The sequence below is a fragment of the Pseudomonas sp. JR33AA genome (genome assembly GCF_021378985.1).
GTDB lineage: Bacteria > Pseudomonadota > Gammaproteobacteria > Pseudomonadales > Pseudomonadaceae > Aquipseudomonas > Aquipseudomonas alloputida.
In genome coordinates this window covers 1-19,168 of record NZ_JAJSAW010000008.1, presented here as the reverse complement: position 1 = coordinate 19,168, position 19,168 = coordinate 1, and the positions used below count along the sequence as shown (strand labels likewise).

The 19,168-nt window shown below is 61.7% G+C and carries 19 protein-coding genes; 9 read left to right on the top strand and 10 right to left on the bottom strand.

Annotated features, from left to right (window positions below):
* Positions 1 to 49 precede the first annotated feature (49 nt).
* Complete coding sequence (gene trpE / locus LVS58_RS14650; protein WP_233691683.1) at positions 50 to 1,531, top strand: anthranilate synthase component I; 1,482 nt, start codon at positions 50 to 52, stop codon at positions 1,529 to 1,531.
* Positions 1,532 to 1,638: 107 nt separating this feature from the next.
* Here trpE and estP read toward each other — a convergent pair whose 3' ends face one another.
* Complete coding sequence (gene estP, locus LVS58_RS14645) at positions 1,639 to 3,528, bottom strand: esterase EstP (protein ID WP_233691682.1); 1,890 nt, start codon at positions 3,526 to 3,528, stop codon at positions 1,639 to 1,641.
* A 367-nt stretch (positions 3,529 to 3,895) separates the two neighbouring features.
* Here estP and LVS58_RS14640 point away from each other — a divergent pair, with 367 nt between their 5' ends.
* The 4 genes from LVS58_RS14640 (at position 3,896) to LVS58_RS14625 (ending at position 7,206) form a co-directional block, all read left to right on the top strand.
* Positions 3,896 to 4,489, top strand: coding sequence for an aminodeoxychorismate/anthranilate synthase component II (locus LVS58_RS14640; protein WP_004574924.1), 594 nt, complete (start codon positions 3,896 to 3,898; stop codon positions 4,487 to 4,489).
* A gap of 9 nt (positions 4,490 to 4,498) precedes the next feature.
* Positions 4,499 to 5,548 carry an anthranilate phosphoribosyltransferase gene (gene trpD / locus LVS58_RS14635; protein WP_233691681.1) on the top strand — a complete coding sequence of 350 codons (1,050 nt, stop codon included), beginning with the start codon at positions 4,499 to 4,501 and terminating at the stop codon, positions 5,546 to 5,548.
* On the top strand, positions 5,545 to 6,378 hold the full coding sequence (gene trpC / locus LVS58_RS14630; RefSeq protein WP_103443394.1) for an indole-3-glycerol phosphate synthase TrpC: 834 nt from the start codon (positions 5,545 to 5,547) through the stop codon (positions 6,376 to 6,378). Before trpD ends, trpC begins: the two co-directional genes overlap by 4 nt.
* A 123-nt stretch (positions 6,379 to 6,501) precedes the next feature.
* Positions 6,502 to 7,206 carry a lipoate--protein ligase family protein gene (locus tag LVS58_RS14625; RefSeq protein ID WP_209968346.1) on the top strand — a complete coding sequence of 235 codons (705 nt, stop codon included), beginning with the start codon at positions 6,502 to 6,504 and terminating at the stop codon, positions 7,204 to 7,206.
* Here LVS58_RS14625 and crp read toward each other — a convergent pair.
* Positions 7,203 to 7,847 (bottom strand): cAMP-activated global transcriptional regulator CRP, encoded by a 645-nt coding sequence (gene crp / locus LVS58_RS14620; RefSeq protein WP_233691680.1) that lies wholly within the window; start codon positions 7,845 to 7,847, stop codon positions 7,203 to 7,205. The genes LVS58_RS14625 and crp overlap by 4 nt on opposite strands.
* A gap of 191 nt (positions 7,848 to 8,038) precedes the next feature.
* On the opposite strand from crp, the gene LVS58_RS14615 reads away from it, so the two are divergent.
* The gene (locus tag LVS58_RS14615) at positions 8,039 to 8,461 is read left to right on the top strand and encodes an OsmC family protein (protein ID WP_004376171.1); all 423 of its coding nucleotides are present in this window, start codon (positions 8,039 to 8,041) and stop codon (positions 8,459 to 8,461) included.
* Positions 8,462 to 8,536: 75 nt separating this feature from the next.
* On the opposite strand, the gene LVS58_RS14610 is transcribed toward LVS58_RS14615, so the two are convergent.
* From LVS58_RS14610 to hemJ, 6 genes are all read right to left on the bottom strand, one after another.
* On the bottom strand, positions 8,537 to 9,577 hold the full coding sequence (locus LVS58_RS14610) for a DUF2157 domain-containing protein (protein ID WP_233691679.1): 1,041 nt from the start codon (positions 9,575 to 9,577) through the stop codon (positions 8,537 to 8,539).
* A 10-nt stretch (positions 9,578 to 9,587) separates the two neighbouring features.
* Entirely contained in the window at positions 9,588 to 10,235 is a 648-nt protein-coding gene (coq7, locus tag LVS58_RS14605) for a 2-polyprenyl-3-methyl-6-methoxy-1,4-benzoquinone monooxygenase (protein ID WP_233691678.1), read from the bottom strand.
* Positions 10,236 to 10,300: 65 nt separating this feature from the next.
* Positions 10,301 to 10,639, bottom strand: a complete 339-nt coding sequence (locus LVS58_RS14600; RefSeq protein WP_003255518.1) for a histidine triad nucleotide-binding protein — start codon at positions 10,637 to 10,639, stop codon at positions 10,301 to 10,303.
* A gap of 63 nt (positions 10,640 to 10,702) precedes the next feature.
* Positions 10,703 to 11,485 (bottom strand): SDR family NAD(P)-dependent oxidoreductase, encoded by a 783-nt coding sequence (locus LVS58_RS14595; protein ID WP_233691677.1) that lies wholly within the window; start codon positions 11,483 to 11,485, stop codon positions 10,703 to 10,705.
* A gap of 67 nt (positions 11,486 to 11,552) precedes the next feature.
* Positions 11,553 to 12,509: an NAD(P)H-dependent flavin oxidoreductase gene (locus LVS58_RS14590; RefSeq protein WP_233691676.1), complete on the bottom strand. Its 957-nt coding sequence runs from the start codon at positions 12,507 to 12,509 to the stop codon at positions 11,553 to 11,555.
* A 28-nt stretch (positions 12,510 to 12,537) separates the two neighbouring features.
* Positions 12,538 to 12,963, bottom strand: coding sequence for a protoporphyrinogen oxidase HemJ (gene hemJ / locus LVS58_RS14585; RefSeq protein ID WP_233691675.1), 426 nt, complete (start codon positions 12,961 to 12,963; stop codon positions 12,538 to 12,540).
* Positions 12,964 to 13,105: 142 nt separating this feature from the next.
* Between hemJ and argC the strand changes: the two genes are divergently transcribed.
* Entirely contained in the window at positions 13,106 to 14,140 is a 1,035-nt protein-coding gene (gene argC, locus LVS58_RS14580; RefSeq protein ID WP_012270224.1) for an N-acetyl-gamma-glutamyl-phosphate reductase, read from the top strand.
* 147 nt (positions 14,141 to 14,287) lie between these two features.
* Entirely contained in the window at positions 14,288 to 14,638 is a 351-nt protein-coding gene (gene erpA, locus LVS58_RS14575; RefSeq protein ID WP_233691674.1) for an iron-sulfur cluster insertion protein ErpA, read from the top strand.
* A 58-nt stretch (positions 14,639 to 14,696) separates the two neighbouring features.
* Here erpA and LVS58_RS14570 read toward each other — a convergent pair whose 3' ends face one another.
* Positions 14,697 to 15,788 carry an anhydro-N-acetylmuramic acid kinase gene (locus LVS58_RS14570; protein ID WP_233691673.1) on the bottom strand — a complete coding sequence of 364 codons (1,092 nt, stop codon included), beginning with the start codon at positions 15,786 to 15,788 and terminating at the stop codon, positions 14,697 to 14,699.
* Positions 15,789 to 15,791: 3 nt separating this feature from the next.
* Positions 15,792 to 17,213 carry a peptidoglycan DD-metalloendopeptidase family protein gene (locus LVS58_RS14565; protein ID WP_233691672.1) on the bottom strand — a complete coding sequence of 474 codons (1,422 nt, stop codon included), beginning with the start codon at positions 17,211 to 17,213 and terminating at the stop codon, positions 15,792 to 15,794.
* 213 nt (positions 17,214 to 17,426) lie between these two features.
* Between LVS58_RS14565 and tyrS the strand changes: the two genes are divergently transcribed.
* Complete coding sequence (gene tyrS, locus LVS58_RS14560; RefSeq protein WP_233691671.1) at positions 17,427 to 18,626, top strand: tyrosine--tRNA ligase; 1,200 nt, start codon at positions 17,427 to 17,429, stop codon at positions 18,624 to 18,626.
* Positions 18,627 to 19,168: the final 542 nt, after the last annotated feature.

Here is a 19,168-nt window from a genome sequence, read left to right as displayed (position 1 = left end):
CCGGCCCGTCCGTTTGCCTGACCTATTGCTGCTTGCCACGAGACTACTCATGAACCGCGAAGAATTCCTGCGCCTGGCCGCTGCCGGCTACAATCGTATTCCCTTGGCCTGTGAAACCTTGGCCGACTTCGACACGCCGCTGTCGATCTACCTGAAACTGGCTGACCAGCCCAACTCGTACCTGCTCGAATCGGTGCAGGGCGGCGAGAAGTGGGGCCGTTATTCGATGATCGGCTTGCCATCACGCACCGTGATGCGCGTGCATGGCTACCATGTCAGCATCCTGCACGATGGCGTCGAGGTGGAAAGCTGTGAGGTCGAAGACCCACTGGCATTCGTTGAAACCTTCAAGGACCGCTACAAAGTTGCCGATATCCCCGGCCTGCCGCGTTTCAATGGCGGCCTGGTCGGCTATTTTGGCTACGACTGCGTGCGCTATGTAGAAAAGCGCCTGGGCGCCAGCCCCAACCCAGACCCACTGGGCGTGCCGGATATCCTGCTGATGGTGTCCGACGCGGTGGTGGTGTTCGACAACCTGGCGGGCAAGATGCACGCCATCGTGTTGGTCGACCCAGCTGAAGATCAGGCTTTCGAACAGGGCCAGGCACGCCTGCAAGGCTTGCTGGAAACCTTGCGCCAGCCAATCACTCCGCGCCGCGGCCTGGACCTGAGCGGCCCGCAGGTGGCCGAGCCGGCCTTCCGCTCCAGCTACACCCGCGAGGATTACGAAAACGCCGTCGGTCGTATCAAGGAATACATCCTGGCCGGGGACTGTATGCAAGTGGTGCCGTCGCAGCGCATGTCGATCGACTTCAAGGCTGCGCCTATCGACCTGTATCGCGCGTTACGTTGCTTCAACCCGACGCCCTACATGTACTTCTTCAACTTCGGTGACTTCCATGTGGTCGGCAGTTCGCCCGAAGTGCTGGTACGTGTCGAGGACAACCTGGTCACCGTGCGCCCGATTGCCGGTACCCGCCCACGTGGTGCGACCGAAGAGGCCGACCGTGCCCTGGAAGACGACCTGCTGTCGGACGACAAGGAAATTGCCGAGCACCTGATGCTGATCGATCTGGGCCGCAACGATGTCGGCCGTGTGTCTTCGACCGGCAGTGTGCGCCTGACCGAGAAGATGGTGATCGAGCGTTACTCCAACGTGATGCACATTGTTTCCAACGTTACCGGCCAGCTGCGTGAAGGCCTGACGGCGATGGATGCACTGCGGGCGATTCTGCCGGCTGGGACCTTGTCGGGGGCGCCCAAGATCCGCGCGATGGAGATCATCGACGAGCTGGAACCGGTCAAGCGTGGGGTTTACGGCGGTGCCGTCGGCTATTTTGCCTGGAACGGCAACATGGATACCGCAATTGCCATTCGTACTGCAGTGATCAAGGATGGCGAGCTGCATGTGCAGGCCGGTGGCGGCATCGTTGCCGACTCGGTACCGGCGCTGGAATGGGAAGAAACCATCAACAAGCGCCGGGCGATGTTCCGTGCGGTGGCGTTGGCAGAGCAGACTTCCGCCCGATAAATTGATTGGGGCTGCTGCGCAGCCCATTCGCGGGTAAACCCGCTCCTACAAGGCAGTCGTAGGAGCGGGTTTACCCGCGAATGGGCCGCAAAGCGGCCCCCAGCAATTTAGAAGTCCACACTAACCCCCACGCTAACTCCCTGCTGCGTCAACTCATCACTCTTGCGCCAGTTGTAGTTCCCGCGCAAATGCACCCCTGCCACCATTTCATGGCTCACACCCAGGCTCGCCCGGGTCAGGTCGCTGTGCGGCGTATACCCGGTCAGGGTGAAGTCATTCGCTGGCAAGGTGGTCAGGTGCATCGTCACATCCTGCTGGTCGTCCTCGAACTCATGCTCCTGTGCCACTTCGGCAAAAAGCCGGGTATTCGTCTGTACCTGCACACTGCCCAGCAGCCCCAGGCCCAAGCGGCGTGATGTGCGCTCCTGGTCATCGAAGCCAAGCGCCGTCGAGCGCCCGCTCTTCTCGTCGTAGCCATCCACCTTCACCCGCGCATAGTCGGCACTGATGAAAGGTGCCAACTGCCAGTTGCTGGTGTCGGCCGCCAGGTTGTAGCCCAACCGCCCGGACATTGCCCAGGCCTCGCCGTCGGTGTCGCCTTTTTCACTGCGGTCATTCACGCCCAGGGCGAAGGTTCGCTTGAGGTCGCTGTAATCCAGGTGCCCGGCGGTCAGCGCCGCGTCGCCCCACCAGCGGTCCTGCCGGTATTGGGCAAAGGCGCTGGCCATATAGCTGTTCAGCCTGTAGTCCGAGTCCTGTTCGCCAGCTTCCAGCTTCTGCCGGTACACACCGCCGGCCAGGCCCAGGCGCCAGGCGTCGTTCAGGCGATAGCTGCCGCCCACGGTCAGGTTGTAGCCGCGGCCGTCACCGCTGGCCGCGCTGTGCTGGCCGTCGAAGTCCAGGTCCTGAGCGCCGCTGGCGACAAAGGCTTGCCATTGGCCAACGGCTTGCCAAGGCGTCTGCCACTGATTGCGCAACTCATCCTGATGAGCCCGCAGGCTGGCGTGGGCCATTTCCGGTAGCAGGGTCAGTTCCCAAGGGGCTGCGAGGATCGAGTAGGCGTAATCGGCAATCAGCTGCTGGCCTGCAATGGTCGGGTGTACCGAGTCGTTGAACAGGAGTTTGGTCGGGTCTGGCGTGGTGCCACTGATGCCGTACACCGGGTTTTCCAGGCAGCTATCGCCGCTGTAGCAGGTGCCGACCAGGTTCTGGTCGCTGGCCAGGCCGAACTGGCCGGGGCTGGCCAGCGCCTCGCTCAACAGCGTAGGGATGTTGAGTGGAATGATCTGGGCATCGATCTGCCCTAGTTGGCTGACCAGTGACTGGTTGAACGCAGCGGAGAGCAATGACAGTGGGTTTTGCTGGGGCGTGCCGCTGAAATTGGGCGTTTGGCCGAGGTCAGGTAGCAGCCAGACCATGATGTAGCGCGCGCCGCCTTGCTGAAGGGCTTGGGCGCTGGCAGCCAGACGGGCGCCGGCGGCTACGGCGTCGGCCGGGCTATTCACCAGGCCCTGCAGGAAGTCGTTGCCGCCGCCTGTCAGGTAATACAAGGCATTTGGGTCGGCGCGCAGGCCGTTGGCCAGGTAGCCGGGGCGCTGGCGCAGCACCAAACCGGCATTGGGGTTTCCTGGTGGGATGACGGTCTCGGACGTTGTCGTGATCGAGTCCAGGATCTGCTGGGTGGTGTACCCGCCGACTGCCCAGTTATTACCATCAGGCTGGATGCCTATAGACGTCGACGGATTCAGGTCGTCTGGCGCGACGCCCAGGCGGCCACCGAGGATCATCGGTGACACCGGAGCGAAATTGCCGTCGGCATCGCGGTTGGTGAAACGCGCGCCTGGGGTACCGCCGCCCAGGTCGGGAAACTGCCCTGCATCGGCGAGGCTGTCGCCAAATACGACGAGGGTTGAATAGGGCGAAGGACCGGCCAACGCCTGGCTGCAGGCCAGGGCCAGTGAAGCGAGGGCAAAGCGCAATAACGGGGCTTTTCGCATCAGGGAACATCCTTTTCTTTGTTTTTATCAGGACAACCCCATCGACCTTAGCAAATCGTAGTGCTTCGCTCCCAAGTCCATTCGTTTCCCCGTGTTTACAGGCATATTGCGCCCGTCGCCCCGGTAGGCTACTGTGCCGGGACGTATGAGCGAGACCTATCCTGTGTTGATCGTCAGCAAACTCTTGATGCGCGTAATCAAGGCCCACGCCCGTTGGCGTTGGCGCGCCTGACTTTATCTCCTGCCGGCCCGCCCGGCCCGTCCCCGTTTGCCTTCTTGTTTACCGCCCGTTGTGGCAAAGCCGCGCCTGTGGCTGGTGCAGGAAGGTTCGAATCATGAAGTCAGTAGATTCAAGAGGTTTAACACCATGTTACTGATGATCGACAATTACGACTCATTCACTTACAACGTCGTTCAGTACCTTGGCGAGCTGGGTGCCGAGGTCAAGGTTATTCGCAATGACGAATTGACCATTGCCCAGATCGAGGCCCTCAACCCTGAGCGCATCGTCGTATCCCCGGGCCCGTGCACGCCAAGCGAGGCGGGCGTGTCCATCGAGGCCATCCTGCATTTCGCCGGGAAGTTGCCAATTCTCGGCGTATGCCTGGGCCACCAGTCAATCGGGCAGGCCTTTGGCGGCGACGTTGTACGTGCACGCCAGGTCATGCACGGCAAGACCAGCCCGGTATATCACCGCGACCTGGGCGTGTTCGCCAGCCTTAACAACCCGCTGACCGTGACCCGTTACCACTCGCTGGTGGTAAAGCGTGAAACCTTGCCCGACTGCCTGGAAGTTACCGCCTGGACCTCCCATGCCGACGGTTCGGTGGATGAGATCATGGGCCTGCGCCACAAGACGCTGAATATCGAAGGGGTGCAATTCCACCCTGAGTCGATCCTGACCGAACAGGGCCACGAACTGTTCGCCAACTTCCTCAAGCAGACCGGCGGCCGCCGTTAAGGATCGAACATGGATATCAAGAGTGCGTTGAGCCGTATCGTCGGCCAGTTGGACCTGACTACCGAAGAAATGCGCGAGGTCATGCGCCAGATCATGACCGGTCAGTGCAGCGAGGCGCAGATAGGCGCTTTCCTGATGGGCATGCGCATGAAAAGCGAAAGCATCGACGAAATCGTCGGTGCGGTCTCGGTGATGCGTGAGCTGGCCGAAAAGGTCGAGCTGCAAAGCCTCGACGGTGTCGTTGATATTGTCGGTACCGGCGGTGATGGTGCGAACATCTTCAACGTGTCCACCGCTTCGTCCTTCGTCCTGGCGGCGGCGGGCTGCCCGGTGGCCAAGCATGGTAACCGCGCAGTATCGGGCAAGAGCGGCAGTGCCGACCTGCTGGAAGCTGCCGGCATCTACCTGAACCTGACGCCAACTCAAGTGGCACGCTGCATCGACAGCCTGGGCATCGGCTTCATGTTCGCGCAAAGTCACCACTCGGCCATGAAACATGCCGCTGGTCCACGTCGAGAACTGGGGTTGCGCACCCTGTTCAATATGCTCGGCCCGCTTACGAATCCGGCCGGAGTGAAGCATCAGGTGGTCGGTGTGTTCGCGCAAACCCTTTGCCGCCCGCTGGCTGAGGTGCTGCAGCGCCTGGGTAGCAAGCATGTGCTGGTCGTGCACTCGAAGGATGGCCTGGACGAGTTCAGCCTGGCTGCACCCACCTTCGTTGCCGAACTGAAAAACGACGAAATCACTGAATATTGGGTTGAGCCGGAAGACCTCGGCATGAAGAGCCAGAGCCTTCATGGCCTGGCTGTCGAGAGCCCTCAGGCTTCGCTGGAGTTGATCCGCGATGCGCTGGGCCGGCGCAAGACCGAGAATGGTCAGAAGGCCGCCGAGATGATCGTGCTCAATGCTGGCGCGGCGCTGTATGCCGCTGACCATGCCATGAGCCTGAGAGCGGGTGTAGAACTGGCCCATGATGTACTGCACACCGGCCTGGCCTGGGAAAAGCTGCAGGAATTGGGTGCCTTTACTGCAGTATTCAAGGTGGAGAACGAAGCATGAGTGTGCCGACGGTGCTGGAAAGGATCATTGCCCGCAAGTTTCAGGAAGTGGCCGAGCGCAGTGCGCGCGTCAGCTTCGCCGAACTGGAGGGCCTGGCCAAGGCCGCTGACGCCCCGCGAGGCTTCGCCAACGCGCTGATCGAGCAAGCCAAGCGCAAGCAGCCAGCGGTGATTGCCGAAATCAAGAAGGCTTCGCCAAGCAAGGGCGTGATCCGCGAGCACTTCGTGCCAGCGGAAATCGCGGTCAGCTACGAGAAGGGCGGGGCCACCTGCCTGTCGGTGTTGACCGATGTCGACTATTTCCAGGGTGCCGATGAGTACCTGCAGCAGGCCCGCGCAGCGGTTTCGCTGCCGGTGATCCGCAAGGACTTCATGGTCGACCCTTACCAGATCGTCGAAGCCCGGGCCCTGGGGGCAGATTGTGTACTGCTGATCGTGTCGGCGCTGGATGACGTGAAGATGGCTGAACTGGCCGCCACTGCCAAGGACGTCGGCCTCGACGTGCTGGTAGAAGTGCACGATGGCGATGAACTGGAGCGCGCGCTTAAAACCCTGGATACGCCGCTGGTGGGGGTGAACAACCGCAACCTGCACACCTTCGAGGTCAGCCTGGAAACCACCCTTGACCTGCTGCCGCGCATACCGCGTGACCGTCTGGCGATTACCGAAAGCGGTATTCTCAACCGGGCCGATGTGGAGCTGATGGCAATTAATGAGGTTTACTCGTTCCTGGTGGGGGAGGCGTTCATGCGCGCCGAGCAGCCTGGCCTGGAATTACAGCGGCTGTTCTTCCCCGAACAGGTGAAGAAGACTGTTCAGCAACTGGACTGATCAAATGAAGCCGGCGTTTTTGCCGGCTTTTTTGTAAGCCCGTTTCTACCCGGGTATGCGTCCGGTTGTAGGCGCGGGTTTACCCGCGAAGAGGCCCTTGAAATCAACATCATAGGTGGATCAATGACCGATCAACCCCTGGCCCTGACTGTCGAACAGGGCCTGCACGCCGAGCAGGAACTGCTGGCCGCCGTCTGCCGCGGCGAACGCGAGAGTGGTGTGCTGTTCTGGCGCCCCACCGACCACGCGCTGGTCATGCCTCGGCGCATGAGCCGGCTGGGCAACTTCGAGGTCGCCTGCGCGGAATTGGCCATTGCTGGCTGGCCAGTGCTGCTGCGAGAAACCGGCGGTGAGCCGGTGCCGCAGTCGCATTCGACGGTGAACGTTGCACTGGTCTACGCCGCGCCGCGCAGCGAAGGCGACCACGGCCGTATCGAAAATGCCTACGAGCGCCTGTGTCTGCCGCTGTGCGATGTGCTGCGCGAGTGGGGCGGGGTAGCTTCAGTCGGGGAAATCGACGGGGCCTTCTGCGATGGCCGCTACAACGTCAACCTCAATGGCCGCAAACTGGTGGGTACCGCCCAGCGCTGGCGTCAGGGCCTGGGTGGCAAGCGCCCGGTGGTGCTGGTGCACGGTGCGTTGCTGCTGGACAACGAGCGTGAGTCGATGGTGGCCGCGGTCAACCGCTTCAACGAGTGCTGTGAGCTGGAGCAGCGCTGTCGCGCCGATGCGCACATCGCCCTGCACGAAGTGGCGCCGGCAGCGCCCTGGTTCGAGCGCCTTTCGCAGGCCTACGCCAAGGTACTGGCCGAGTTGCCCAAGGACTAGCGGGTGCCGTAGACCACCATGGTCTTGCCCTTGACCTGCACCAGGCTGCGTTCCTCGAGGTCCTTGAGAACGCGGCCGACCATTTCCCGAGAGCAACCGACGATTCGGCCGATTTCCTGACGGGTAATCTTGATTTGCATGCCATCGGGGTGGGTCATGGCGTCGGGCTGCTTGCACAGTTCCAGCAGGCAACGGGCAACGCGCCCGGTCACGTCGAAAAATGCCAGATCGCCTACCTTGCGGGTAGTGTTGCGCAGACGCTGGGCCATCTGGCTACCCAGGGCATAGAGGATTTCAGGCTCCTGGCGCGCCAGTTCGCGAAACTTCTCGTAGCTGATTTCGGCCACTTCGCATTCGGTCTTGGCGCGTACCCAGGCACTGCGCTGCTGAACGCCATCAACGGGCTCGAACAGGCCTAGCTCGCCAAAGAAATCGCCATTGTTGAGGTAGGCGATGATCATTTCATGGCCCTCGTCGTCCTCGATGAGGATGGTGACCGAACCCTTGATGATGAACGACAGTGTCTCGGCCTGGTCGCCGGCGCAGATGATATTGCTTTTGGCGGTGTAGCGGCGGCGCTGGCAGTGTACCAGCAGCTTGTCGATGTTCTTTATCTTGGCGGGTAGGGCGGAGGCAACCATCACGAAATCCTGTTCGATACGACGCATAGGCTTTTTATAGAGGTTGGCTGACGGCGAGCGCCAGTCATTTGGCGCCAGCTTATCAGACACTACAGGATGTTTCGGTACTAAACCGACACATCTCGTGCTTTTCCCACAGCTGCACAAGGTCTAAGCTGACACCCTTTTCCGAAAATCAGGAGTCCGGGTAGATGAAGGCACGTATCCAGTGGGCCGGTGAGGCAATGTTTCTCGGCGAATCGGGGAGCGGCCATGTCGTCGTAATGGACGGCCCGCCCGAGGCCGGCGGCCGCAACCTGGGCGTGCGACCGATGGAAATGCTGTTGCTGGGCCTGGGTGGCTGCAGCAGCTTTGATGTGGTGAGCATTTTGAAGAAGTCGCGCCAGGCAGTGGAAAGCTGCGAGGCATTTCTGGAAGCAGAGCGCGCCAGCGAAGACCCGAAGGTGTTCACCAAGATTCACATGAACTTCGTGGTGAAGGGGCGTGGGCTGAAAGAAGCGCAGGTCAAGCGGGCTGTGGAACTGTCGGCGGAAAAGTATTGCTCGGCTTCGATCATGCTCGAGCGTGCCGGGGTTGAGATTACCCATGGGTACGAAATCGTAGAGCTGGGTTAAGGCTGGGTTTTCGGGGCCGCTTGCCGCCCTCGTGGAAGCGGGCGAACCCGCTCCCACATGCGCCCCGGGCGAGCTTCAGTTGCGCAGGGCCGGAAGGGCCATCCGTAACCATTGCGGAAGACTGCTTCTTAGCGCCTGGCTCAACCGCTCCCGGCGCTTCTGGTAAACCAGTCCAAGCCAGATAACCCCCAGCCCGATCATGGTCAGCACCACCGGGAACAGCAACGACTGGGCAAACACCTCGTACGACAGATATCCCAGGTAAGCCGCCACCCCCAGCGCACCAAACACCATGAACACCGGGCGACGCAGCAGCACCGCCATGCCCATCAGCGCAATGTTGATCAGGCAGTACATGGCCTTGCCCAACTCACTCCCGCTGTCCAGCAGCGTCAACCCGCCCCAGAATGCTGCCAGCCCGGCGAGGTAACCCCAACGGGCGTAGTCTTCACGCGTGCGGCCGTCTATCACGAGGAAAACCACCAGCAAGCCCAGCCCAAACCACAGGGATACGTGGCGACGCTGCTCCCAACTGAACGGAGAGCCGAAGAACCACTCGCTAAGGTCCATCGACATGAACCACAAGGCCACGGCCATGGGCATGACGATGAACGGGTAGGGGATCAGCCGCAGCATTAGCAGCCCGGCAAGCACCGTGGCTGCTTCCATCGCCAGCCAGCCGCCCTGCACGTAGGTGTAGTACTGGTGGTAGTCGGCCTGCGCATCGTCCAGTGGCCACCAGCCGATCATGCGTTCGATAGCGAATACCGCCAGCGGCACAATGCTGACTGCTACTGCTGCCAGCACGCCGGCGGCGACGGGCTGGGCGCGGCGTTGCAGATTGAGGGCGAACAAGGTGATCAGCAGGATGTAGAGGCTGACGATGATCAACAACGCGCCGTCACCGAGGCTCATCCAGGCCTCGGTGAGCAACCAGCCCAGGGCCGCCATGATCAGCATGGCGCCAAAGTAGAAGGCAACATGGGCCAGCTGAAAGCTGCCACGTGGTGCGGCTTGCTGGCGCAGAAACGCCAACAGGCTTTGGTCCTGCCCTGGTTGGAGAATGCCTGCCTGCACGGCGCGCGCCAGGTCCTTGGCGTCGAATCGATCCGTCATGGTGATGCCTTCAGATGCGGTATGTGCTCTTGGTCATGACCTTGGCCAGCAAGCTCATGCCAAAACGGACGGGGGCCGGGAAGCGATAACCACCGGCTTCCAGTGCAGACTCGGCGTGCTGCTCTTCGTCGATGCGCATTTGCTCGAGAATGGCCCGTGATTTTTCATCTTCGGGCGGGAGCTGCTCCAGGTGCTCGTCGAGATGCTTGCACACCTGATGTTCGGTAGCGGCGACGAAGCCCAGGCTGACCTTGTCGCTGACCAGCCCGGCCAGCGCGCCAATGCCGAACGACATGCCGTAGAACAGAGGGTTGAGCACGCTCGGGTGGCTGTTCAGCTGGCGAATACGCTGCTCGCACCAGGCCAGGTGGTCCACTTCTTCCTCGGCGGCATGCTCCATGGCCTTGCGCACTGACGGCAGCTTGGCGGTCAGGGCCTGGCCTTGGTACAGCGCCTGGGCGCAGACTTCACCGGTATGGTTGATGCGCATCAGCCCGGCAATATGACGGGCCCGTAGCTCGTCCAGGTCGACGTCTGGCTGGACGATGGCCGGCGATGGCCGGGCGGGTTGGCCGCTGAAAGGCAGCAAGGTGCGCATGGCAGTATCGGCCTGCAGCAACAAGCGGTCGAGCGGCGAGTAGTGACGTTCGGTAGCCATCGGGCACCTCCGCAAGAATGTGCCCGACAGTTTACCGCAATAGCGGCGGGGTCGCTTGTCGTGGGTCAGCCCGGTGGCCAGTTCATCTGGCGCTGGCCAAGCACGTGCATATGGATGTGGTAGACGGTCTGGCCGCCTTTGGGGTTGCAGTTCATGACCACGCGGAAACCTTCCTCGCAGCCTTGTTCGACAGCCAGGCGCTGGGCGGTGAACAGGATGTGGCCAGCCAGGGCCTTGTCTTCTTCGGTCAGGTCATTGAGGGTGCGAATGTGCTTTTTCGGGATGACCAGAAAATGTACCGGTGCCGCGGGTGCAATGTCCTTGAAGGCCAGGATCTGGTCGTCTTCATAGATGATATCTGCCGGGATTTCCCGGTTGATGATTTTGAGGAATAGATCGTCCACAGCACTTGCTCCATGGTGAGGGTCGGGCCGAGTGTACTCAGACGGGCGCCGCTCGCCCAGTAGCTATTCCATGCCTAAGGGGCAATAGCGGCGGTGGATCGCTCCGGCCAGCTTGCGCACCACCCAGCGCGGCAACAGGCGCGGTGCGAACGCCAGCCAGCGGTTGCGCCGGCCGGGCATGATCAGTGCGCGGTTCTTGTCCAGTGCCCGCACGGTGTACAGCGCCACTTCCTCTGGGCTGAGACAGCGCGGCTTGCCATCGAGCCGCGCAATGCGCCGGCGTGCGGAACGTACCGGGCCAGGGCACAGTACAGAGACCTTGATGCCGGTGCGCTTGAGTTCTTCGCGCAGGGCCTGGGAAAAGCTCAACACGTAAGCCTTGCTGGCGGCATAGGCGGCCATCCATGGGCCAGGTGCCACCCCGGCCAGCCCGGCGACGTTGAGAATCTGCCCGCCACCCTGTATCGCCATCAGGTTACCGATGGCGTGGCACAGGCGGCTCAGGGCCAGCACGTTGACTTCCAGCAGATCTTGTTCGTCGGCCCATTCATGGGCCAGGAACGGCCCATAGGTGCGCAAGCCTGCGCAGTTGACCAGCAAATCGATACGCCGCTCACCTTCTTCCAGCTCTAGCACGAAGCCTGAAAGGCGCAACGGCTGACTGAGGTCGCAGGCGCGGAACAGCACCTCGACACCGAAACGCTGGGTCAGCTCGATGGCGACAGGCTCCAGCGTTTCTCGTTGGCGTGCCACCAGGATCAGGTTGCGCCCGCGCCGTGCCAGCGCTTCCGCCAAGGCCAGGCCCAGGCCGCTGGAAGCACCAGTGATCATGGCGTAACGGGTCATGCAAGGCTCCTGGGGGCGGAAGAGGGCGCCTAGTGTACAACTTGCCCGTGCAAGGTGTTGCCTTTTGCTACAAGGCGCGGGCGCGCAAAACCTGGCAGCGTTCCAGGGCTTGTCGGTACTCGCCATGCAGGCGCTCGATCAATGCGCTGGCGCTGGGCAGGTCATGGATGTCTCCGACGCCCTGGCCCGCTGACCATACGGTCTTCCAGGCCTTGGCTTCGTCATCGATCGGTTTGAGCTTGCCTTGCACCTGCCCTCCCTTGAGGGTGTTCATGTCGTAGCCGGCCTGCTCCAGGCTCTGACGCAGGAAGCTGGCGGGGATGCCGGACACCACGGGTGTGTGGATGATGTCGGCGGCATGGGCATCCAGCAGCATCTGTTTGTAGGCGCCCTGAGCCTGGCTTTCTGTGGTGGCGATGAAGCGCGTGCCCATGTACGCCAGGTCCGCCCCCAGCAGTTGTGCGGCCAGGATTTCGTGGCCGTGGTTAATGCAACCAGCCAGCAGCAGGGTCTTGTCGAAGAACTGGCGAATTTCTGCTGCCAGGGCGAACGGGCTCCAGGTGCCGGCATGGCCGCCTGCGCCTGCGGCGACGGCGATAAGGCCATCGACACCTGCTTCGGCGGCTTTTTCGGCATGCCGGCGGGTGGTGACATCGTGGAGCACCAGGCCGCCGTAGCCGTGCACGGCATCGACCACTTCCTTTACCGCCCCCAGGCTGGTGATAACGATGGGTACACGGTGTTCGACGCACAAGGCCAAGTCGGCCTGCAGGCGCGGGTTGGTCGGGTGGACGATCAGGTTGACGGCGTAGGGCGCTGGCGCCTGCAGTTGAGCCAGGCCAGCCTCGATCTCCTCCAGCCAAGCCTTGAAGCCAGCGCTGTCGCGTTGGTTCAGGGCCGGGAAACTGCCAACCACGCCGCTGGCGCAGCAGGCCAGCACCAGTTGGGGGTTGGAGATGAGGAACATCGGCGCGGCAACCACCGGCAGCCGCAGGCGTTGTTCGAGCGAGGCAGGTAGCGACATGGCAAGGCTCCTTGAGCGGGTGGCTATGTCAGAACGGTTTCACCACCACCAGAATGACGATACCCAGTAGGATCAGCACGGGCACTTCGTTGAACCAGCGATAGTAGACGTGGCTGCGGGCGTTGGTGCCATTGGCGAAGCGTTTGCGCTGGGCACCGCACACGTGATGGTAGCCGGTCAGCAGGATCACCAGGGTGAGCTTGGCATGCAGCCACCCCTGGCTCAGCCAGCCGGGGGTGAGGTACAGCATCCAGGCGCCAAAAACATAGGTGGCGATCATCGCCGGGTTCATGATGCCGCGATACAGCTTGCGCTCCATGGTCACAAAGCGTTCCTGGCTGATGCTGTCCTGGCTCTGGGCGTGGTAGACGAACAGCCTGGGCAGGTAGAACAGGCCGGCGAACCAGCAGACCACGCTGACGATATGCAGCGCTTTGATCCATAGGTAAAGCATGGAGGGAGTTCCTTCAGATAATCACGGTCGTCAGATAGTAGTGGTCAAGCGCCCGAAGGGTCACCCGAAGAGTTGTTACAGGCGCCCCGCGCCCCTATTATCGTGCGCTTTCCAGACGGCTCGTTGATAAGGGGCAAGCGTTATGATCAAGGTCGGTATCGTCGGCGGCACGGGTTACACCGGCGTCGAACTGTTGCGTCTGCTGGCACAGCATCCACAGGCCGAAGTGGCGGTCATCACTTCGCGCTCCGAGGCGGGCGTGGCGGTGGCGGACATGTACCCGAACCTGCGCGGCCACTATGACGGCTTGGCGTTCAGCGTGCCGGACAGCAAGGCTCTGGCCGCCTGTGATGTGGTGTTCTTCGCCACTCCACATGGTGTTGCGCACGCCCTGGCTGGTGAGCTGTTGGCGGCTGGCACCAAGGTGATCGACCTGTCTGCCGACTTCCGTCTGCAGGATGCCGCTGAGTGGGGCAAGTGGTACGGTCAGCCCCATGGCGCGCCAGAGCTGCTCAAGGACGCCGTGTATGGCCTGCCTGAAGTCAACCGCGAGAAGATCCGCCAGGCACGCCTGATCGCTGTGCCGGGTTGCTATCCGACTGCCACCCAGCTGGGCTTCCTGCCGCTGCTGGAAGCAGGGCTGGCTGACCCGTCGCGCCTGATCGCCGACTGCAAGTCGGGTGTCAGCGGCGCTGGCCGTGGCGCTGCGGTGGGTTCGCTGTTCTGCGAGGCCGGCGAGAGCATGAAAGCCTATGCAGTCAAGGGGCACCGTCACCTGCCAGAGATCAGCCAAGGCTTGCGCCTGGCCGCTGGCAAGGATATCGGCCTGACATTCGTGCCGCACCTGACACCGATGATCCGTGGCATCCACGCCACCCTTTACGCGAACGTGGTCGATACCTCCGTCGACCTGCAGGCGCTGTTCGAGAAACGCTACGCCGATGAACCGTTCGTCGACGTGATGCCAGCAGGCAGCCATCCGGAAACCCGTAGCGTGCGTGGTGCCAACGTCTGCCGCATTGCCGTTCATCGCCCGCAGGGTGGTGACCTGGTGGTGGTGCTGTCGGTGATCGACAACCTGGTCAAGGGCGCCTCCGGCCAGGCGGTGCAGAACCTCAACATCCTGTTCGGGCTGGATGAACGCATGGGCCTGTCCCATGCCGGCTTGCTGCCGTAAGGCCGCCAGCATTGAAAAAGGCCCGCGTCGTGCGGGCCTTTCTGCAGGTCGCGACTAAAGCCGCACAATTCTTGACCGATTTTCTCGGGAAAGCGGATAATGCGCGTCATCGAGTTTTATGGCGGCTACCGCGCCGGGAGAATCAACATGAGCGTCGAAACCTTCACCCCTACCGGTCTGGAATTTACCCACGGGGCAGCCCAGAAGGTGAAGAACCTGGTCAGTGAGGAAGGCAATGAGCGTCTGAAGCTGCGAGTGTTCGTTACCGGTGGCGGTTGCTCGGGCTTCCAGTACGGCTTCACCTTCGATGAAGACGTGGCCGAAGATGACACCATTGTCGAGCGCGAGGGCGTTTCCCTGGTGGTCGACCCAATGAGCTTCCAGTACCTGGCGGGTGCCGAAGTGGACTACCAGGAAGGCCTGGAAGGTTCGCGTTTCGTGATCAAGAACCCGAATGCCGCGACCACCTGCGGTTGCGGGTCGTCGTTCTCGATCTAAGGGCGGGCATACGAAAACGCCGCGCAATTGCGCGGCGTTTTTTTTGCGGGCGTAGCGGCTATGCCGGGTAGATTGCGCCCAGTACGCGCAGGCCTTTGGCGGCAGTGACGCTGGGGCGGTTGGCGGCGATACCCTCCAGGCAGCAGTGCGCCAGCCAGGCGAAGGCCATGGCTTCGACCCAGTCCGGGTCTACACCATAGGCCCCAGTGCTTGCTACACGGGCTGCGGGTAGCAGTTGGCCAAGACGGGCCATCAGCGCGCCGTTGCGGGCGCCCCCACCACAGACCAGCAGCGCCTCGGTGCCTTGCTGGGCGTTGCCAAGCGAATCGATGATGCTGCGTGCGGTCAGCTCCAGCAGTGTCGCCTGCACGTCCTGGGCTCGGTATGCCGGCAGGTTGGCCAGGTGGCGATCCAGCCAAGGCAGGTTGAACACCTCGCGGCCGGTACTCTTCGGGCCGCTGCCGGCAAAGAACGGGTCAGCCATCAGTACGCTGAGCAACCCGGGTTGCACCACACCCGAGGCAGCCCAGGCACCATCTGCGTCGTAGGCGTGGCCGAGCTCGCGTTCGATCCAGGCATCCAGCAGCACGTTCCCCGGGCCGCAATCGAACCCATGAACCGGCTTGTCCTGTTCGATGAGGCTGAGGTTGCTGAAACCGCCTACGTTGAGGATTGCCAGGCGTCGGCCAAGCTGGCTGAACAAGGTTTCGTGGAAGGCCGGTACCAGTGGCGCGCCCTGGCCGCCGGCAGCTACGTCGCGACGGCGGAAGTCGGCGACCACGCTGATGCCGGTCAGTTCGGCGAGCAGTGCTGGGTTACCGATCTGCACAGTAAAGCCGCGGGCCGGTTCATGGCGAATGGTCTGACCGTGGCTGCCGATGGCGCGAACGGCTTCGGGCTTCAGTCCCTGGCGAACCAGCAGTTGGCGGATACCTTCGCCGGCCAGGCTGGCCCAGCGGTTTTCCGCCAGTGCTGCACGGGCGATCTCATCAGGGCCGCTGCTGCACAGGGCCAGCAGGTCCTGGCGCAGGTCGGGGGGCATGGGCAGGTAGTGGGTAGCGAGCAGTTCAAGCTGCTCGCCTTGTTCGATCAGGGCGATATCCAGGCCATCGAGGCTGGTGCCGGACATCACCCCCAGGTAGAGCGCCATGGCTTAGCGCTTGTTCGCTGCGAGCAGGGTGGCCTTTTCCTGATCCATGCGGGCGATCAGCGGCTGGCTTTGCTGCAGGAAGCGCTGACGCTCGTTCTTGGCAATCGGGTCAGCCATTGGCACCTTCTGGCTCAGCGGGTCGACGTGCACGCCGTTGACCTGGAACTCGTAGTGCAGGTGTGGGCCGGTGGACAGGCCGGTAGTGCCGATGTAGCCAATGATCTGGCCCTGCTTGACCGTACTGCCGGTCTTGATGCCTTTGGCAAAGCCCTGCATGTGGCCATACAGCGTCTTGTAGCGGTTGCCATGCTGAATGATCACGGTATTGCCGTAGCCACCCCGGCGCCCGGCCAGTTCGATGCGACCGTCACCGGCTGCCTTGATCGGTGTACCTCGTGGGGCCGCGTAGTCGACGCCTTTATGGGCGCGGATCTTGTTCAGGATAGGGTGCTTGCGACCGGCGGAAAAGCGCGAGCTGATACGGGCGAAGTCCACCGGGGTACGGATGAATGCCTTGCGCAGGCTGTTGCCGTCGGCGGTGTAGTAGGTAGTGTTGCCCTGCTTGTTGGTGTAGCGCACGGCAGTGTAGGTTTTGCCGCGGTTGGTGAAGCGCGCAGAGAGGATGTTACCGGTGCCGACGACCTTGCCGTCCATCACCTTCTGTTCGTAGACCACGTCGAACTCGTCCCCTGGGCGAATATCCTGGGCGAAGTCGATGTCGTAACCCAGCACGCGCGCCATGTCCATGGTCATGCTGTGGGACAGGCCGGCGCGCTGGGCGGAAGCTGACAGCGAGCTCTTGATCACGCCGTGGGCATAGGCGGTGCGTATCACCGGTTTGCTGATTTCACGGTTGAATGTGTAGCCCTTGGCGGTTTTAGTCAGGCGGATGGTTTCGAGGTTGCTGACTTTGCTGTGCAGACTGGCCAGTTGGCCATCCTTGTCGAGCTCGAATTGCAAGACCTGGCCGTGCTTGAGCTGGCTGAATTGCTTGGCCTGCTTGTTGTTGGCCAACAAGTCATGCACCGCATTGGCTGGCAGGCCGACCTTGGCGAACAGGGTGGACAAGGTATCGCCGCGGGCCACGGTGACTTCGCGGTGGCCAGGCTCCTTGGTGGCCTCGGCAACCGGTGCGGCGGCCGGGGCCTGCTGATCGGCCTTCTGGGTTTCGGGGGTAGCCTCTTCGATCTGGGCGAAAGGCGAGCCTTGCTCACCTTCGGTTTGCACCAGTGGCGCGGCGCGGGATTCGTCTTTCAGCTGTTCGGCAGGGCTTTCGAGCTCAAGGTTGAGGGTGGTTTTCTTGGCTTCCACTTCGCTGGAAGGAAATACCAGCAAAGCCAGGCTGAGCAGGGCGGCGATGCCGCTGGCGGCCAACAGATGGCTCTTCGGATAAAGCGGGGGCGCTTTAGGCGGTTCGTTGGTCATGGGCAAGGTGACTTTGAAAAAAGTGAAATGGAAAAGATGAATGACATGATGAAGATGAAATAACTGTATAAAATATAACCAAATCCATTTTCACGCAAGGGCGCGTAGACGCCGCAAGCCAGTGCTCGGGTCACATTCCTTTGCGAAACTTGTATTTGACGGCCGATCTTGTATGGTTGGCTCCCCCTGAATCTGAGCCTTGCGGGTTTGTCTATGAAGTCGGTTGAAGAGCAGCTGGCGCTTATCAAGCGCGGTGCGGAAGAAGTACTGGTCGAGTCGGAACTGGTGGAGAAGCTCAAGCGCGGCCAACCTCTGCGTATCAAGGCCGGCTTCGACCCGACCGCTCCGGACCTGCACCTGGGTCACACGGTGCTGATCAACAAGCTGCGTCAGTTCCAGGATCTGGGTCACCAGGTAATCTTCCTGATCGGTGACTTCACCGGCATGATCGGCGACCCGAGCGGCAAGAGCGCCACGCGCCCGCCGCTGACCCGCGAGCAGGTGCTGGACAACGCCGAGACGTACAAGCAGCAGGTATTCAAGATTCTCGACCCGGCCAAGACCGAAGTCGCGTTCAACTCCACGTGGATGGACAAGCTGTCCCCTGCCGACTTCATTCGCCTGGCTTCGCAGTACACCGTCGCGCGCATGCTGGAGCGTGACGACTTCGACAAGCGTTACACCACCAACCAGCCGATTGCCATCCACGAGTTCCTCTACCCGTTGGTGCAAGGCTATGACTCGGTGGCGCTGAAGGCGGATGTGGAGCTGGGTGGTACCGACCAGAAGTTCAACCTGCTGATGGGGCGTGAACTGCAGCGGTCGTATGGGCAGGAAGCACAGAACATTGTGACCATGCCGTTGCTCGAAGGGCTTGACGGCGTGAAGAAGATGTCGAAGTCGCTGGGCAACTATGTCGGCATCCAGGAAGCACCGGGTGTGATGTACAGCAAGCTGGTGTCGATCCCGGATACCCTGATGTGGCGTTACTTCGAGTTGCTGAGCTTCCGTTCGATGGAAGAAATCGAGCAGTTCCGTGCTGATGTAGCCAATGGGGCTAACCCGCGTGACATCAAGATCAAGCTCGCGGAAGAGATTGTGGCGCGCTTCCATGGTGAGGAGGCTGCGGCCAATGCTCACCGCGCTGCGGGCAACCGTATGAAGGAAGGCGAGTTGCCGGAAGACTTGCCGGAGATCGAAGTGGCTGCGACGGAAGATCTGCCGATCGCGGCCGTGCTGAATCGGGCCGGGCTGGTGAAGAACTCGGCACAGGCCCGTGATTTGCTGAGTGGCGGCGCGGTGAAGGTTGATGGTGCCGTGGTCGACAAGGACTTCATGTTTGTCCTTGGTGCTACTCATGTATGCCAGGCGGGTAAGAAGTCGTTTGGCCGGGTTACCCTCAAGGCTGAGTGATTGCCTGATGGTGTAGCTATATAGAAGCGGGGAGGCCGGTAGGCCTCCCCGCTTTTTTTTTGGGGTTTGGTTGTTGCTGTTCTAGGGGAGAGGTGGGGTGGGTATGTCTTGAGATGGTGTTGTCGGTGATATGTGTCTGCCATAACCCCTGCAGCGCCTGTGAGACCGAGCGCCGCCCGCGCGGCGCTTCGCGAGTAAACCCGCTCCTACGTTTGTTTCGGGCCAATTATGCCTGTGGGGTTTGCGCGCGAACGCCCTGGCGCATGGCTCGATATCGCGTCGTACCAACAAGGCGGTCGCGCGCGCCCGGCACAGGAGGGACTGGCCCGAAACAAACGTAGGAGCGAGCTTGCTCGCGAAGCGCCGCGCGGGCGGCGCTCGATCTCACAGGCGCTAAATGCGTTGTGGCGAACACCTGGTAGCCTTGATACGGTCTTTTTCCCCCTATATTCCACTTCATTGAAATTAAAGGTTGACGCCCTCTCGAATCCCCTTATAATGCGCCCCACTTCCAGCGACAACGGAACGACAAACTTCTTGAA